This is a genomic window from Streptomyces sp. McG3, from assembly GCF_018619185.1.
Lineage (GTDB): Bacteria > Actinomycetota > Actinomycetes > Streptomycetales > Streptomycetaceae > Streptomyces.
In genome coordinates, this window is the sequence record NZ_JAAXYC010000076.1 from 1 (window position 1) to 15,561 (window position 15,561).

Genomic DNA, 15,561 nt, shown 5'->3' on the forward strand with positions numbered 1-15,561 from the left:
GAGCCGGGTCAGGCGAGATGGACGGTCCTGCTCCGGAGGACTTCCGCCATGGACTCGTCGCGCCAGCGTTCCAGAAGCTCGTGAAAGGCGACGGCCCCGTGCGGATAGGCGATGGGACCGTTGGGCCGGCCGCGCCCTTCACGGTTGTAGTAGCCGGGGGTGCACTCGGCGTGGAACCACTCGTGGTCGGGCGCGCCCTCGGCCAGGACGGCGATCCAGGCGTCCTCGATCTCGGGTGAGGGTTCGATGAGGGCGCCGCCGGCTTCCGCGGCCGCGATGAGGGCGGCGGCGTGGATGGCCTGCTCGTCCAGGATGTGGGTGAAGTTGACGCTGCTGGCGTTCTGGAGCGGCCCCATCTGCAGGAGGTTGGGGAAGCCGTTGCTCGTGAAGCCGTGGAGCGTGCGCGGGCCCTGCCGCGCCCACCTGTGCAGCAGTTGGACGCCGCCCCGGCCGTGGACGGGGAGCTTGCCGGAGTGGATGCCGGAGGTCCCGACGTTGAACCCGGTGGCGAAGATCAGGCAGTCGAGTTCGTACGTGGTGCCGGAGACCGTGACGCCGTGCTCGGTGACGCGTTCGATGCCGTGGGTGTCCGCGGTGTCCACGAGAGTGACGTTGTCGCGGTTGAACGCCGGGTAGTACAGGTCGGAGAAGGTGGGGCGTTTGCAGGCGTAGCGGTACCAGGGCTTGAGCTTCTCCGCCGTCCGCGGGTCCGTGACCGTCTGCTCGACGCGGGCGCGGAGTTCGTTCATCTTGGCGGCGTCGGCGGCCTCGTAGGCGGCTTCGAAGGCCTGCCGGTCACCCTGCCGCCGGAAGCTCGGCAGCAGCTTCTCCAGCAGGCCCGCCGACGCGGTCCACTGGTCCGCCACCAGATCCTGGTCGGCGCTCTCGCCGGAGACGATGCGGAGGTAGTTCTCCCGTCGCCCCCGGGCCCAGTCCGCGCGCTCCGCGCCCACGTCCCGGGCGGTGGTGCGGCGGTTGCCGCGTACGTCCACGGTGGAGGGGGTGCGCTGGAAGACGTAGAGGTGTGCGGCGTCCTCGGCCAGCATCGGGATGACCTGGATGCCGGTGGCCCCGGTGCCGACGATGCCCACCCGCTTGTCCGCGAGTCCGGCCATGCCGCCCTGGGGGGTGCCGCCGGTGTAGGCGTAGTCCCACCGCGAGGTGTGGAACGTGTGGCCGGCGAAGTCCTCGATGCCGGGGATCCCGGGAAGCTTCGGGTCGGTGAGGGTGCCGGTGGCGTTGACGACGTACGTGGCCCGGAATGCGTCGCCGCGATCCGTGGCCACGATCCATGTCTCGGACGCCTCGTCCCAGGTCAGCGAGGTGACCCCGGTGGAGAACAACGCGTCCGCGTACAGGTCGAACTTCCGTGCGACCCGCACCGCGTGGCGGCGGATCTCTTCACCGGGGGCGTACTTCCACTCCGGGACATAGCCGGTCTCGTCGAGCATCGGCAGGTAGACGTGGGACTCGACGTCGCAGTGGACTCCCGGGTACCGGTTCCAGTACCAAGTGCCGCCAAAATCGCCGCCCTTCTCCAGTATCCGGACGCTCTCGACGCCCTGCTGCCGTAGGTGCGACCCGGTGAGGATGCCGCCGAATCCACCGCCGATCACGGCGACGTCCACCGTGTCGTGGAGAGGGTCGCGCACGACCGGCCCCTCCGTGTATGGGTCCGCCGCGTAATAGCCGAACTCGGCGTCGGCGTCGCGGTACTGGGCGGCGCCGTCGGGACGCACACGCCGTTCGCGTTCGAGTCGGTAGCGCTGTTTCAGTGCGGAGAGCTCGTGGGGAGCCGGTGCTTGAGGAGTCGTCATGTGGGGTTCCTCGATCCGGATGGTGGGGCGGCCCCGGTCGGGCGGCCGTCCGCTACGGTAGCAACTACCGGACAACAGTGTCCGGTTGAGGCCGGGGAGGGGCAGCGACATTCGGCCAGGCGTTCTCCCTCCCATCAGGCCGCTTACTCCGCCCCCCTCGGAACCCGCCCACTGGACAGGAAGAGTGATCCCCCATGCAGCGACTTTCGGCCCGGTCCCTTTCCTCACTCGCCACCATCGGCGTGCTGATCCTCACCGGATGCGGTACGGAGAGCGGCGACCCGGAGGGCGAGGCGGCCTCGGTCTCCGCGGGCAGGACCCTCCGGGCGCAGAAGGTCATGCAGCTGACCCAGGTGCACGCCGAGACCGGGATGACCTTGCTGGAGGGGCCTGTGTTCGGCGACGACGGCGGCCTGATCGTCGTCGACGTCACGGCGCCCGAGGGCAAGCCCAAGGTCATGCACGTCGACGTCGCGAAGAAGACGTCCCGGGCGGTCCACACCGACGGCGAAGGAGCCTATACCTCCGCACAGTTCAGCCCGTACGACGGACGGCTCTACCTCAGCGACTTCGCGCACGGCGAGGTCGTGAGCCTGGCCCCCGACGGAGGCGACCCGCGGACCTTCTTCTCCGGCGAGGTCGACGGAGCGCGGATGAACCCCGACGACATCGCCTTCGACCAGGAGGGCAACCTGTACGTCAGCGACTCACGCGGTCTGTCCGAGGGCAAGGCCCACGGGCGCGTGGTGCGGATCGACCGGGAGAGCGGCGGGGCCACCGTCCTGGCCGAGGATCTGGCCGCGCCGAACGGGATCTCCTTCGACGCGGACTACCGGGGGCTGTGGTTCAGCGAGCTCACCGAGAACCGGATCTCCTATCTGCGCCTCGACGAGAAGGGCGAGGTGACGTCCCGGCACACCGCCATCCGCGTGGACGGCGGACTCGCCCAGACCGACTCGATCGCCGTGGACGCGGACGGCAACCTCTACCAGGGGCTGCACGGCCGGGCAGCCATGGCCGTGTACGACCGGCACGGTGAGCGGCTGGCGACGGTGGAGCTTCCCGCGCGGGCCGAAGGCCTGGAGTCGGCGACCAACGTGGCCATCACACCCGGCGGCACCAAGGCGTACATGACCGTCAGCGGTCCCGCCGGGGGCTACCTGTACGCCTTCGACGCGCTGGCGGAAGGCACTCGGCAGTCCAACGGCGGCTGACCCGGACCCCGGCTCAGCCGCCGAAGGCCCGCACCGGCCCCACCTCGACGCCGAGCAACCGCCAGGCGGCCAGCGCCCGGTGCTCGCGCTGCTCGCGAGTGGGGCCGATGACCGCGGCGGAGACCATGGCGACCGAGAGCACGAGGTCGTCCCCGGCACTCAGCCGATGACCGCGGGGGAGGTGTTTGCGCAGAGCACACTCCACCCGCTCGGACAGGGCAACGGCGTGCGCGCGGATGCCCGAGCGCCCGCCCGCCCGGTCGGCGTGCAGAAGACCTATGAAGGCCGCCGACTCGGCAAGGTGCCACGTCAGCACACCCAGCACGGCGTCGAAGGTGGCGTCCTCGTCCGCGGCAGCCTGTTCGACCTGCCGCACGTTCTCCTCCAGGACCGCTGCCACCGCGGCACTCCGGTCGGGAAAGTGCCGGTAGAGGACGCCCTGCCCCACCCCGGCCCTGCGCGCGATCGCGGAGAGCGGCGCCTCCAGACCATGCTCGGCGAAGACCTCCCGGGCGGCGGTGACCAGAGCGGCCCGGTTACGGGCGGCGGCCTTCGGCCCGTCGTTCGCCGGCCGCCGCCCGTCCTGCTCGATGTGCTCCGTCACCCCGGCAGCGTACCGGCCGTGCAGGCGCCCGTTGACCGCTCACGACCGTGCCGGCCGGGAGTCTGAAGACAGCTCCGCGCGCGATCTCTTCCGGGTGCCCCTGAGCCGGGTCCACTTCATGGCCGGGATGTCGTCGGGACAGTCCCGGCCCAGCAGATACGCGAGCCCTTCGAGCGGCCGATCGATGCCGGGCAGCGGACGGACAACGCCCGGAGATCCTGGCTCGCCGGTGCGGGTGCTGGGCCGGATGCGGTCGTGGAAGAGCTTGCAGGACCGACTTCCGGCCACTCACGGAAGGAGTGAACCTATATGACGGGTGCATACGCACTCCGCGACCGGCGGGGGAGAGTATGTCGACGGCTGCCCATGTCACCAGTCGCACTGGCGGCTTGGCTTGATTCGTGTGGGTACCATCGTCGCTACACCCACGTCGAAAGCCGAGGACCACATGTCTGGAAACCTTCCCGCTCCCAGCGTCACGGCAGACTACGCCCAGCGGGTCGCCGACGACCTGTCGGCGACCCGGAGCGAGCAGGAGCGTGTGCGCACCGAACTCGCACGGCTGCAGGACGACCTTGTCCGCCTGGAGGACAGCGAGCAGGTTCTGACGAAGATGCAGGAAGTGCTCGGCGGCACGCCCAAGCAGACGACCAAGCAGAGGAAGAGCTCCAAGGGAACCGTGGTCCCTGCGGCCCGGCGTTCCAACGGCAGGACGGCAGCGGGGAAGTCGGCTGCCACCACCAGGAACAAGAGCTCCAAGAAGACGGCCACGCCCAAGAAGGCAGGAGAGCCGACGTGGCTGGAGCTGACCGCCGCCTACCTGGGAGGACAGAGCGAACCCAGGTCAGCGGCAGAAATCGCAGCCGCGCTCACCGAGGCGCATCCTGACCGTTCGGTTCAGGTGCCGGTGGTGCGCAACACGCTGGAGCAGGGTGTGGCGCAGGGGCAGCTTGAGCGTTCCAAGCAGGGGCGTTCGGTCTTCTACAGCCCCGCCTCCGCTACCCCGGCCCCGTCCGACTCCTAGCCGGCTGAGCCGGTTCGAGCTTCGACGAAGCGGGAACCGGCCGCCCAGCGAAACCCATGCCCCTACCCCGTGCCGCCCTGGTCTCTCTTCTGGCCCCGACTGCGGACCCGGACCTGACCGGAGGCCCACAGCCACCGGGTGAAGCGGGTCCTCGTCACCGGCTCCGACCGGTTCACCCTGGACAGGGACGCCCGGATCGGCAACCCCTCGGGCGCGAGCTCGCCTGGGACGGCACCCGGATACGGACCGGAGGGCCCGGCCCGGATCGAGACGGTCGACTTCCCGGTGCGCTGGGCGGACTTCGGTGAGGGAGCCCGTCGAGCGGTCCCTGGCTCGGCAGTTGTCCGTCCGGACCTGTCCACTACCGTCAGCCAGGGCCGTCAGGGCGGCTCGACGTGGAGCGCATCAAGGGCGCCTTGCGCGGTGGCTTCCCCGACAACGAGAACGCGGCGAGCGCCGGGGCCGTCCCCGTCGACCACTCGAGGTCACCGAGATCCCGGCGGCGGCGCCCAACCGGTGACCGGGCCGAACGGACCCATGTGAGGGAACTGGTGAGGACGGCGGTGGACACGTCCGGCCGAGCAGCGTGTATGGCTGTGTCGCTGCTCCGTGTGCCCAGTCACCTGGACCATGCGCCCTTCAGAACCACCCGGCGACGTACGGCTTTCTCGTCCAGCCGTCGAACTTCTCCATGATTCCGGTACAAAGTGACTGGACGGTTCTGCCACCTGACGGGGCACTGTCATAGCTTGAGATCTAACCTCGCATCCCACCGGAATGGATTGTGACCTGGCGCTTTGGCCAAGCCCGAAGCCTGCTCGAGGGCTGGCGCGGGTTCTGGAACACCTGCAGCACGGCCGTCCGTCTCACCGGTGTTCCGCAACTCCCGGAAGCGGTCACATCCAGCTGCGTTCCTCAGTGGATACGCCGGGTGTGGGCGAGTAGGCCGGTGCCGCGTACTGGCGTTCGTGGTGTCAGTCCGCGCGGACTGATTCCCAGCGCTGCGGCGATCTCGGGGGCCATCTCGTGCCCGCCCCATTTCCACTCGTCCTCGGCCTCACTGCCTCTGGTGCTCTCGTCCCAGGTCGGCGAGAGTCCGAGTTCCTCCCGACGGGACCTCTCCAGTGGGAGCGGCTGTCCCAGCGTGAAGAGCGCGTCTTCGTCGGGCAGCCCGGTTTCGCGGTACCGCCGCACCACGTTGCCATCCTCGGCGATGAGCCAGGCCGACCCGTCTCCCTGCATCCCGTAGTAGTACGCCTGCGCCTGGCCGTACCGGCTGCTGAGATCAGCGCAGAGTCGCAGCATCTCGTCACTCGTTTCGTCGTGGCACGGATCGCACCACGGGCCGATCACCAGCGTCCATCCGTCGAGCTCAGGACTTATGTAGACCCGGGCGAGCCCATCGGTCCCCCCGTGGCCATCGTCTTCGATGACGACAGCGGCCTCCGCGAACGTCACGGACCTCGACCGGACGAGACCCAGGGTTGCCATGACCCCCGCCTGGTCGCCGGTCGGCACCGCGATCCAGCACAACCAACACGTGGACAGAGGCAGTGGCTGGTCGTCCGTCGAGATCTGCACAATCACACGATGCCATGACGGAATCCCCGCCCGGATCTGAGGTCAGAACTCAAGCATAGAGGCCGTGCCAGAACACGCTGCTCGGCTCGGGTGCCGGCGAGGAGGTAGACACCTCACGGTGCCGAACGGTCAGGCCGGGGCCGTAAGAGACCGGTGCGGCGTGCTGGCTGTCTCGATTGCGGGCAGCGGGATGCGATGGACGAAGTGGGGTTCATGGAGTCATTGGCCGAGCAGGGTGTGACGGTGTTGTGCAAGGTCGACGCCGAGCGCATGCGCGATGGAACGCCACCGGCTAGATCGGTCCCGTCCCATGCGCCGCCGCACCAAGGCCTTCACCCGAAGGCGGAAAGCGGCGAATTCCTCAAACAGCTGGCGTTTCTCGCGGCAGTGGCAGAGCCGGCCGCGCATCCGGTTGAAAATCCTGCGCCGGGCGGCGGAGTGTCCGTCGGAACACTTTTCGCGCCGTCGCCGGTGGTGGGCTTCGGCTCCCATGAAGGCCGTCAGGGACGCGAAGCGAGCCGATCTTTCCCACGGGGTGCTGGAACTGGCTTGCCAACTGTTCTGTCCAGGGCGACTTGAGCGGTTGTGCCGACCGCTGGGGTCAGTAGCGCAGGCGAGCCTCGGAGCCGTTGATACGCAGCACGCAGTTCCTGAAGACTTGCAACGGAAGCTGCTGGCCATCGGCCGCAGCCAGTCTGAGCTCCAGCTCCAGCTCCAGCTCCTGCAACGGCTTGACCACAGCGGCAGTTCGAGTCCCATCCGGGTCCGAGCCCGTGAGGGCCGCCCACGCCTCGAAAGACGTCCTTACGCTCTCCCAACCAGGCCCCGGGGTGAAGTGCGCCAGGAAGAACGGCTGATCACAGCCGTACTCGCGTAGCTCACCGACCACTACGTCCCCCCGCAGGAGCCGCCACTGCGTCATCAGGCGCCCCGTCCTCCACCGCCCAGCCGAGATCGCATTCTCGCACCGTCCCAACCGTCCGGCCAAGCGCTTCATTCCGCCAGTGCACGATCATGAAGCTCAACAGCACCGACTAGGGAATCGCTCCGCGGGATGCACACGTCAGAGCCGCTGTCGATCACCGCGGGGCAGGACAGCTTTTCAGGCCGAGTTGCTGCCGCCTGGAAGGCCTCTGGTGCCGCTCTGTCGGGCGATGAGTGTCGAAACATCGGTTTACTGGCTTGTTCGTTATTAGGACAAGCATCCATCGGCTTTGCCGACCGACCGAACCGTCAAGGATGAGGGCCGGTACCGGTTCGACGAAAGGTAAGTAGGCATGGCGGATTGGGTGAAGGTCGCGGGGAGTCTCTCGGCCATCTCGGCGGGGTCCAGGACGACGGTATGGGGTGTGAACTCGGCACATGCGATCTACCGCTACACGAACTACGACGGCAGCCCGTGGATCAACATCCCCGGAGCGCTGAGCGACATCGGTGCGGCGGCGGACGGCACGGTGTGGGGCGTCAACGCGGGCAACCAGATCTACCGGTACACCGGCGACCAGGGCGCGACGAACTGGCTGGGCATCAACGGCAGCCTGGTCCGAATCGACGCGGGATCCCGGACCAACGTGTGGGGTGTGGACTCCGCCGGCGGTATCTACCGGTACACGAACCACGACGCCAACCCGTGGATCAAGATCCCGGGCGCGCTGAGCGACATCGGCGCCGGGGCGGACGGCACCGTATGGGGGGTCAACAGCAGCAACCGGGTCTACCGGTACACCGGGGACCAGGACCCCTCGGATCCGTGGGCGGACGTCGCGGGCAGTCTTCAGCGGATCGCGGTCGGGTCCCGGACCAACGTGTGGGGTGTCGACCCGGCCGGCGGTATCTACCGGTACACCAACAACGACGCCAGCGGCACCAACCCGTGGATCAGGATTCCTGGTACCGCGACCGACGTAGCCGCGGGTGCCGATGGCACCGCGTGGCATATCAACACTGCCGGTGAGATCTACCGGTACACCGGAGACCAGCCCAGCTGATACCACCCCTCCACCCAACTGTTCGTGCGGGCCCGGACCTCAACCGTCCGGGCCCGCACAAGCGGGCGATGGGGCCCGCGATCGGCAGGATGCGCACACTCTCCGCAATCTGGGAGTCTGCCGCGCCACCGGGAGCCGCTTCAGTGCGGGTTCACCACGATGGGCCGCCAGCACACCGTGTTCAGGTCCTGGGGGCACGGGAGGCGCCGGTCTCCGGTCGGCGTGCCATCGGGCAGCAAGGTTGTTCGTGTTCTGAGTGGTGGTCCGCGCTCCTACGATGGTCTGGCGACGCGGGGGGTGAGGACTCTCTCCGGACGGGTGCCCACGCGAGCGCCGTCATCGATGAGCCGTCCCTCCCGCGCGCCGGGCCGGGGAGGGGCCCGGGGCTCGCGTCGACGGGTCTTCATCGCGGTGTGGGGAAGACGTCAAGTGGTCCCGGCGGTCCGCTCAGTGCCCACTGCTCTCGTAGTAGCGGGATTGCCGTTGCCAGAAGCGGTAGGCGGTGTACATGAGCACGACGCCGATGCCCGGAGCGCCCCAGGCGAGCCATTCCGGCACGGCGAGTTCTTCCTCCCGGTCCATCAGTACGGTCGCCGGCAGATAGGCGACGAAGGCGAGCGGGAAGACGAAGGTCAGCCCGAAGCCGGCCACCGGGCCGAAGATCTTCAGCGGGTAGTTGCCGAAGTCGCTGAAGATCATGTCGATGGCGAACTTGATGGGGGAGACCCTCTTCATCCTGAAGACGAGTGCGGAGGCGGCCAGTTGCAGGGAACCCTCGACCAGCGCACCGCCCACCACCGCGAGCAGGAGGAAGCTGACGGCTCCCGGCGACCAGTCGACCGGCGCGGAGGCCGAGGCGATGGACAGGAGAACCGATCCGCCCGCCAGGTCGCCGAGCGAGCTCAGCCGCACCCTGCGGGTGAGGAGCTGGACCAGCGGCGGCACCGGTCGAACGAGGTAGCGATCGTATTCGCCCTCGATGACGACCTCGTCGACGTGGATCAGCTGGTGACCGGGGAGCAGCCACAGGCCGTGCGCGGTGAGCCTTATGCCGTAGAGGAAGGCGATCTCTCCCAGTCCCCAGCCGCCGACCTGCCCGAATCGGTCCAGCACCGCCCAGATGAAGGCCAGCCCGACACCCTGGTAGAACAGGCCGCCGATGATGTTGATGAACAGGTTCCCCCGGTACTGGAACTCGGCGCGGAACGCCGCACCGGCCAGCAGCAGATAGACACGTGGGCCTCGCATCGTCCTTCATCCCCCCTGTGACAGGACGCGGCGCCGAGCGCGCGACCAGACGAACGCGGCCAGTGCTCCGAGGGCGGCGATCCACGCGAGCTGGACCCCGAGTGCGGCCGCGATGCCGGCACCCTCGACCTGGCCCAGGTAGACGGCCGCCGGGGTGTACGCGGTGGCCTGGAAGGGAAGCCATTCCGCGGCCGCCCTGACGGGGCCGGGCATGAACCACAACGGGACCAGGGCCCCGGAGAAGAACTGCGCGACGAAGCGGTAGGCCATGAGGGCGCCGCTCACCTCCAGGGTCCAGAAGGACACCATGCCGAGCAGCAGCCCGAGCAACTGGTTCACGAGCAGCGCGCCGATCAGCGCCACGGGGTAGGCGAACCCCGCGGCCGCCGAGGCGGGTGCCCGGCCCGCGCCGATCAGCAGCGCGAACGGCAGTGCCACCAGCAGGACCGGGACCGCCGCCGATGCCCACCCGAGCTGGCCGGCGAGCATCTGCCCGGGGAAGCCGATGGGCCGCAGCAGGTCCACGGCGACTTTCCCCTCCCGTACCCGCTGGTCTATGGGGGAGGACCGCCACGGGCTGACGAGGTGGTACTGGAGCGTCGTCAGCGTCGCGTACGCCGTCATGGTGGTGAGGCCGAGCCCGTCCACCTCCTCACGGCCGTCGTAGAGGGCCTTCCATACCACCGTCAGCAACCAGATCTGGAGGAGCATCATCGCGAAGGACGACAGATAGGCGGTGCGGTAGGTGAGGGCGGCGCGGAACTCCATCCGGGCACAGGCGAGATGAGCCTGCAGCAGCACCCCGAGTGGCTGCTTCGTGGCGGCGCGGTCCGTCGGGGCGGTCATCCGCGGTCCGCGTAGATCCGGTGGATGACGCTCTCCAGCTCGGGTTCCACGATCGACAGATCGGTCACCCGGTGCTGAGCCAGCACCGCGGCCACCAGTTCGGCGGGTGGTGTGCGGACGGGGTCGAAGCGCAGCCACACCTTGCCGCCCTCCCGGCGGACGACCTCCGCGCCCTCGACGCTCTCCAGCCGGTCGGTCTGTACCACGAGTTCGCGGTGCGGGGCGTAGCGGGCCTTCAGCTCGTCCACCGCGCCGTCGTAGGCGACCTTGCCGTGGTCGATGAGGATGATCCGGTCGCAGAGCTCCTCGACGTCGTCGAGGTCGTGGGTGGTGAGGACGACCGTGGTACCCGAGGCGCGGTTCAGCTCCCCGACGAAAGTGCGTATCCGTTCCTTGGCGATGACGTCGAGCCCGACGGTCGGCTCGTCCAGGTAGAGGATGTCCGGATCGTAGAGCATCGCGGCGGCGAGGTCGCCGCGCATCCTTTGGCCAAGGGAGAGCTGGCGGACGGGGGTGTCGAGGAACGGACCGAGGTCGAGCACCTCGCTGAACTGCCGCTGCTTCTCGCGGAACCGGGCCTGTGGTACGTCGTAGAGACGGCCGATCAGCCAGAGCGAGTCGCGCAGGGGAAGGTCCCACCAGAGCTGGCTGCGCTGGCCGAAGACCACGCCTATCCGGCGGGCGTTGCGGGACCGGTCTCGCCAGGGGGTGGTGCCGGCGACCGTGACGGTGCCGGATGTGGGGACGAGGATGCCGGTGAGCATCTTGATGGTGGTGGACTTGCCCGCACCGTTGGGGCCGAGATAGCCGACCATCTCACCCTGCTGGACCTCGAAGTTCACGCCGTCGACCGCACGTTTGACGGTCTGCTCGCGTGTCAGCAGCGTGCGGATGCCCGCGAAGGCGCCCTCCTGCCGTTTGGGTCGGCTGAACTCCTTGACGAGGTCTGCTACCTCGATGACGGGCATGGATGCCTCTCCTGGAGCGGGCCGGGCCCTGTCGGGCAAGGTCTGAGAGTGTGCACACAGGGGCTTGGTCTAGTCCAATCATTTTTGGTTCGGCCGGTGCTCATGCGCAGGGGTGAAGGCCTCCGGTGGGCCGTCGGTCCGCCGGAGGCAGTTCCGCGCCTCGTCGGACCGGCGTTCGGAGAGGGGATGCGCCGGGGTAGGGGTCCACACCGGGGGCCTTGACCCGTGTGCTGGTCACCGATCTGGATCCCGGTCCGGGATCGGCCGACGGGACGCTGCGTTCAGCGGCCATGTGTGCCGGTTCCGGCGCTGTTTCGACTGCCGCTGGGCTGGACTGTCCGGCGGAGCGACGGTGAACGGCGTCGGGCCAACGGGGGAGAGGGCTGTGCCCTGGCGTGCGAGACCGCCTCGGGAGTGCGCGTACCTCTTGCTGGAGATGCCGCTCCGCCTGTGCCCGGATCCCGGCCCCGTGCCGTAGCCGAAGGTTTCCCTTGAGCGGTCTTGCCAGGGTGTCCCGGGGGAGAGGGAGAGGGCCTCCACCGGTGTCAGTGGCGCAACGGGCTCGCCGTCATCTGCACACCCGTCGCCTGCTTCCCGGTTGCCGGGACTCCGGTCTGCTTCGTGTGCGGAGCCACGGGTTTCGACGGTGTCCGAGAGGACTGCGGCGCAGTCGGCCGGTCCATCGTGCTGGAGACCACGCTCTGCTCCGACCGCGCCTGCATTCGGGCTGCCAGGTTCTGACCGGGAAGGTGTGGCCTTCCCGGCGAGCCGTTCCTGGTTGCCTCACACGAGCTGATCGTGAGGGGTACCCGTTCCTGTGGATGATGGCGTTGAGCGATCAGGCGATCGTCACTGATCCGCGAGGAGGCCGGGGAGTCTGCGCATGTCGTCGAAGACGACGGTGCCGGGTCCTTCGAGTCGGCCCACGGGAGTCGTTCGCCCGTCGTAGGCGAAGGCGCGCATGCCTGCGGCTCGGGCTGCTTGGAGACTGTACTGGCTGTCCTCGACCACGGCGCATGCCTCGGGTGCGATCCCCATCCGCCGTGCGGCGTGGAGGAAGAGGTCCGGGGCCGGTTTGCCGTGCTCGACCTCGGTGGCGCTGAAGATGCGGCCTTCGAAGCGTGGGCGGAGACCGGTGATCCCCAGGGTGAAACGCATCTTGTCGTGGCTCCCGCTGGATGCCACGCAGGTGGGGAGATGCGTGAGCGCGTCGAGGGCGTTGACGATGCCCTCGACGGGGGTGAGTTCGGCGGCGAGCGCATCGTGGTAGAGGGGCTTGAACTCCTCGGCCAGGACGAGTGCGTCCACGGGCACCGCCATGCGTTCGCTGTCGACCAACACGCCGTTCGCAGTCGAATATGACGAGTTCAATTGGTTGGATCATGCCCGCACGACAGAGGGGCGGTCCCCGTCATGCGACAGCGGTGACCTCGGGGCGTTCGGCAAGGTGTCCGCGTCCGAAGCGGGCACCGGCCCGGACCGGGGCCACCGCGTGCGGTGCGTGGACCACGTGCCGGCGGGCCTGTGAGGAATCGATCGGCAGCCAACCGGCCCAACGATGTGCGCCGTCGAGGTGATGATTCGAGCACGGCCACGAAGCCGGTGGTGCGGCCCGTACCTGCCGACTGGGCCCCGCGCCCGATGGGGGCGCGGCCCGAGACCCTCGCCGACTCCACCATCTGTGGGACGGTCCGGTGCGAGGGGCCCGGGTGGGCCCGTCCTGCAAGCGCGCGATGTACCTGTCTACTCGCAGGGGTGGGGAGCAGGGGAGACGAAGCGGGCAGTCGCGTCCGACCCGCCGCTTCATGGTTGAGGAGGGCCAAGAGGCAGGGGAACTGGCCCTCCCCTTGTACGTACTCTTGCGCTCACTTGATCTTCGGTGGACCGCGCAATCTTCGATGCGGCCAACTGATCCTCCATCGATGTGGTGCGGGGCCCAGGACCAGCATGGCATCAGTACGCCATTCATGCGCGAAACGTACGCATGTTGTACGCACGACGTACGCTCTATCAGATAGGGTGTTGTCAGGAGGTGTTCCATGTCGGAGTTGTTCGACGCGGTCGACGCGCTACTCGCGTCCCGCGCCACGCTGCCGCCCCCGGCGGAGCGCAAGAGGTTGCGTGCCGCGCACGGTCTGACGATCGACGAGGTCGCCACCGCGCTGAAGGTCCGCCGTGCCACGGTGTCCGGGTGGGAGTCCGGCAAGACCGAGCCCCGCCCTCCGGAGCGCGATGCCTACGCCCGGCTCCTGGACAAGCTCGCGGAGCTGTACCCCGCCGCCCCTGACGCCCCGGCGCCGGCCACGGTCACCGCCGCATCCGCCCCGGCGGAAGCGCAGCCCCTGCCCAGCAGCCCGGCGCCCGAGGCTGCCGGAGTGACGGCAACCGAGCACGCCCAGGCCCCTGCCTCTGCTCCCTACTCCGCTGCTCCGGTGGCCGTGCCGCGTCCGGCGCGCCCCAGCAGACCGACATCGACGACGCCGTCGCGCCGCCCGGGTGCGCAGCAGGCGGCTACGGCCGGCACTCCGGCGGGCGGTGCTGATCCGCGGTTCGAGAACGGCCCGCTGGCGGTCGTCGACGTCGCCGACGGCCAGGTGGTGGCGTACTGCGCCGGCGGCCTGGTCCTGGACGTGCCCGCCAAGTCCATCCCGTCCTTGGTGGATTGGACCCTGCGCGAGGCGAAGCTGGGGCAGCCCAAGCTCAGTGGTCCGGGCAAGGACGCCGATCCGCTGCTCGTGCTCACCGAGGCCGCACTGGAGCGCTACGGTCTGCCCGTCGCCCTCACCGACGAGGAACGGCTCGCCGGGCGGATCGCGGAGGGCCACAAGGTCATCAAGCAGCTGACCCGCGCCGACTGGAAGCTGACGAAGCGGGGGTTCGGCCCGTGGGCGCGGATCTACCGTCCCGCCACCGGTTCGGAGCGTGCTTGCGTGCAGCTGTGCGTCCCTTCGTGGAACGCGCTGGACACCCGGCACTGGGGCTTGGCCGGGCAGCTGGCGCCCGCGGAGCTTGCCCGTGTGCTGGGCGTGTACGCATCGCGGGTGATGACCCCGCGCGGATCGACCGCTGTCACCGGTCTGGAACTGATGACCGCCCTGCATCCCCCGACCCGGGCCTCCGAGCCGGACGTGACGGGCAAGCGGCACTCCGAACACAATCCCGGCAGCCTGGGCAAGGACCCGGTGGACTGCGCGCCGTGCGAGGCCCCCGACGGGCACCCTCTCCTGAAGGACCTGCCGCGCTTCCACGTCCGCGGCCCGGGCGAGAAGCTGTTCGAGGAGGCGTACGACTGGGCGCGGCCGATGACCGATGCCGAGTGCACCCTGCGGCACCTGGTCGGCATCGACGTGAACATGGCTTTCGCCGCCGGTGCCAACGGCCTGACCGTCGGGCTCGGCGCGCCGACACACGTCAAGAACCCGCTGTTCGACCCGAAGCTGCCCGGCTCCTGGCTGGTCGACCTGTCCCATGTGGATCTGTCGAGGGTGAGGATCGGCAAGGACAAATGGGCGGACCTGGACGCGAGTCTGCTGCCCTCCCCGTTCACGCCGAAGGGCGAGCGCCCCGAGGGGCCGGCCTGGTACGCGACACCGACCGTGGCGTACGCGATGGAGCTCGGTTACGACGTCGCGCCGCTCGAGGCGTACGTCCGGCACGAATGCGGCCGCTACCTGGACGGCTGGTACAACCGGCTGCGCGACGCCTTCCTCGCCACGATCACCGACCTCGGCGTGGACGCCGACCTGGCGCCGGCCGGCTTCCTCGCCGCAATGGACGGCTACAAGGAGCGTGACCCGGAGTTGGCGATCGTCGTCTCGGCGGTCAAGGCGACGGTGAAGGGCGGCCTGGGCAAGCTGCGCGAGCGCCCCCGGGGTGAGGGGTGGCGGCCGGGGGAGCCGTGGCGCGCCCTGTCCCGCCCGACCTGGCGGCCGGACATGCGCGCGGCGGTCATCTCCCGCACCCGGATCAACCTGCACCGCAAGATCGTCAAGCACGCGGCGTTCACCGGGCAGTACCCGGTCGCCATCCTGTCCGACTGCGTCGTCTACGCCGCCAACGGGACGAGCCCGCTGGACTTCCTGCCCTACCGGGACGGCAAGCCGCTGCCCGGCGGCTTCAAGCTCGGCATCAACCCGGGCCTGGTCAAGCACGAGGGCACCCAGAGTGTCCTGTGGGGTGAGGAGGTCCGCGAGCGGTTCAACGCGCCGGAGCTCAACCTTGCCCGGTACATCAAGGACGGCACCGTCACCGACGTCGACAACGGAGAGTAG

Annotated in this window: 11 protein-coding genes and 1 pseudogene; 4 read left to right on the forward strand and 8 right to left on the reverse strand. The window is 69.1% G+C overall.

Going from position 1 to position 15,561, the window contains the following annotated elements:
- Nucleotides 1–8: 8 nt before the first annotated feature.
- A complete protein-coding gene (locus HET64_RS15135; protein ID WP_215105779.1) occupies nucleotides 9–1,817 on the reverse strand; it encodes an NAD(P)/FAD-dependent oxidoreductase in 1,809 nt (602 codons plus the stop codon).
- Between the two features lie 194 nt (nucleotides 1,818–2,011).
- Here HET64_RS15135 and HET64_RS15140 point away from each other — a divergent pair, with 194 nt between their 5' ends.
- On the forward strand, nucleotides 2,012–3,031 hold the full coding sequence (locus HET64_RS15140; protein ID WP_215105781.1) for an SMP-30/gluconolactonase/LRE family protein: 1,020 nt from the start codon (nucleotides 2,012–2,014) through the stop codon (nucleotides 3,029–3,031).
- 13 nt (nucleotides 3,032–3,044) lie between these two features.
- Here HET64_RS15140 and HET64_RS15145 read toward each other — a convergent pair whose 3' ends face one another.
- Entirely contained in the window at nucleotides 3,045–3,635 is a 591-nt protein-coding gene (locus tag HET64_RS15145; protein ID WP_215105783.1) for a TetR/AcrR family transcriptional regulator, read from the reverse strand.
- Nucleotides 3,636–4,083: 448 nt separating this feature from the next.
- Between HET64_RS15145 and HET64_RS15150 the strand changes: the two genes are divergently transcribed.
- On the forward strand, nucleotides 4,084–4,659 hold the full coding sequence (locus tag HET64_RS15150; RefSeq protein WP_215105785.1) for a hypothetical protein: 576 nt from the start codon (nucleotides 4,084–4,086) through the stop codon (nucleotides 4,657–4,659).
- 915 nt (nucleotides 4,660–5,574) lie between these two features.
- On the opposite strand, the gene HET64_RS15155 is transcribed toward HET64_RS15150, so the two are convergent.
- Both HET64_RS15155 and HET64_RS39005 read right to left on the reverse strand, forming a co-directional pair.
- Complete coding sequence (locus HET64_RS15155; RefSeq protein ID WP_308370062.1) at nucleotides 5,575–6,240, reverse strand: hypothetical protein; 666 nt, start codon at nucleotides 6,238–6,240, stop codon at nucleotides 5,575–5,577.
- A gap of 601 nt (nucleotides 6,241–6,841) precedes the next feature.
- Nucleotides 6,842–6,979, reverse strand: coding sequence for a hypothetical protein (locus HET64_RS39005; RefSeq protein WP_251145339.1), 138 nt, complete (start codon nucleotides 6,977–6,979; stop codon nucleotides 6,842–6,844).
- Between the two features lie 538 nt (nucleotides 6,980–7,517).
- Here HET64_RS39005 and HET64_RS15165 point away from each other — a divergent pair.
- A complete protein-coding gene (locus HET64_RS15165) occupies nucleotides 7,518–8,228 on the forward strand; it encodes a tectonin domain-containing protein (protein ID WP_215105788.1) in 711 nt (236 codons plus the stop codon).
- Between the two features lie 447 nt (nucleotides 8,229–8,675).
- On the opposite strand, the gene HET64_RS15170 is transcribed toward HET64_RS15165, so the two are convergent.
- From HET64_RS15170 to HET64_RS15185, 4 genes and pseudogenes are all read right to left on the reverse strand, one after another.
- Entirely contained in the window at nucleotides 8,676–9,476 is an 801-nt protein-coding gene (locus tag HET64_RS15170) for an ABC transporter permease (RefSeq protein WP_215105790.1), read from the reverse strand.
- Between the two features lie 6 nt (nucleotides 9,477–9,482).
- The gene (locus HET64_RS15175; RefSeq protein ID WP_215105792.1) at nucleotides 9,483–10,322 is read right to left on the reverse strand and encodes an ABC-2 family transporter protein; all 840 of its coding nucleotides are present in this window, start codon (nucleotides 10,320–10,322) and stop codon (nucleotides 9,483–9,485) included.
- Entirely contained in the window at nucleotides 10,319–11,290 is a 972-nt protein-coding gene (locus HET64_RS15180; protein WP_215105794.1) for an ATP-binding cassette domain-containing protein, read from the reverse strand. The genes HET64_RS15175 and HET64_RS15180 overlap by 4 nt, the downstream gene beginning before the upstream one ends.
- An 849-nt stretch (nucleotides 11,291–12,139) precedes the next feature.
- Nucleotides 12,140–12,674: pseudogene (locus tag HET64_RS15185) on the reverse strand (HAD family hydrolase).
- Nucleotides 12,675–13,329: 655 nt separating this feature from the next.
- On the opposite strand from HET64_RS15185, the gene HET64_RS15190 reads away from it, so the two are divergent.
- Nucleotides 13,330–15,561 carry a helix-turn-helix transcriptional regulator gene (locus HET64_RS15190; RefSeq protein WP_215105795.1) on the forward strand — a complete coding sequence of 744 codons (2,232 nt, stop codon included), beginning with the start codon at nucleotides 13,330–13,332 and terminating at the stop codon, nucleotides 15,559–15,561.

Excerpts from the sequence above, each read along its gene's own strand:
- HET64_RS15135 (WP_215105779.1), bottom strand. The coding sequence starts at position 1,817 with ATGACGACTCCTCAAGCACCGGCTCCCCACGAGCTCTCCGCACTGAAA.
- HET64_RS15140 (WP_215105781.1), top strand. The coding sequence starts at position 2,012 with ATGCAGCGACTTTCGGCCCGGTCCCTTTCCTCACTCGCCACCATCGGC.
- HET64_RS15150 (WP_215105785.1), top strand. The coding sequence starts at position 4,084 with ATGTCTGGAAACCTTCCCGCTCCCAGCGTCACGGCAGACTACGCCCAG.
- HET64_RS15165 (WP_215105788.1), top strand. The coding sequence starts at position 7,518 with ATGGCGGATTGGGTGAAGGTCGCGGGGAGTCTCTCGGCCATCTCGGCG.
- HET64_RS15170 (WP_215105790.1), bottom strand. The coding sequence starts at position 9,476 with ATGCGAGGCCCACGTGTCTATCTGCTGCTGGCCGGTGCGGCGTTCCGC.
- HET64_RS15175 (WP_215105792.1), bottom strand. The coding sequence starts at position 10,322 with ATGACCGCCCCGACGGACCGCGCCGCCACGAAGCAGCCACTCGGGGTG.
- HET64_RS15180 (WP_215105794.1), bottom strand. The coding sequence starts at position 11,290 with ATGCCCGTCATCGAGGTAGCAGACCTCGTCAAGGAGTTCAGCCGACCC.
- HET64_RS15190 (WP_215105795.1), top strand. The coding sequence starts at position 13,330 with ATGTCGGAGTTGTTCGACGCGGTCGACGCGCTACTCGCGTCCCGCGCC.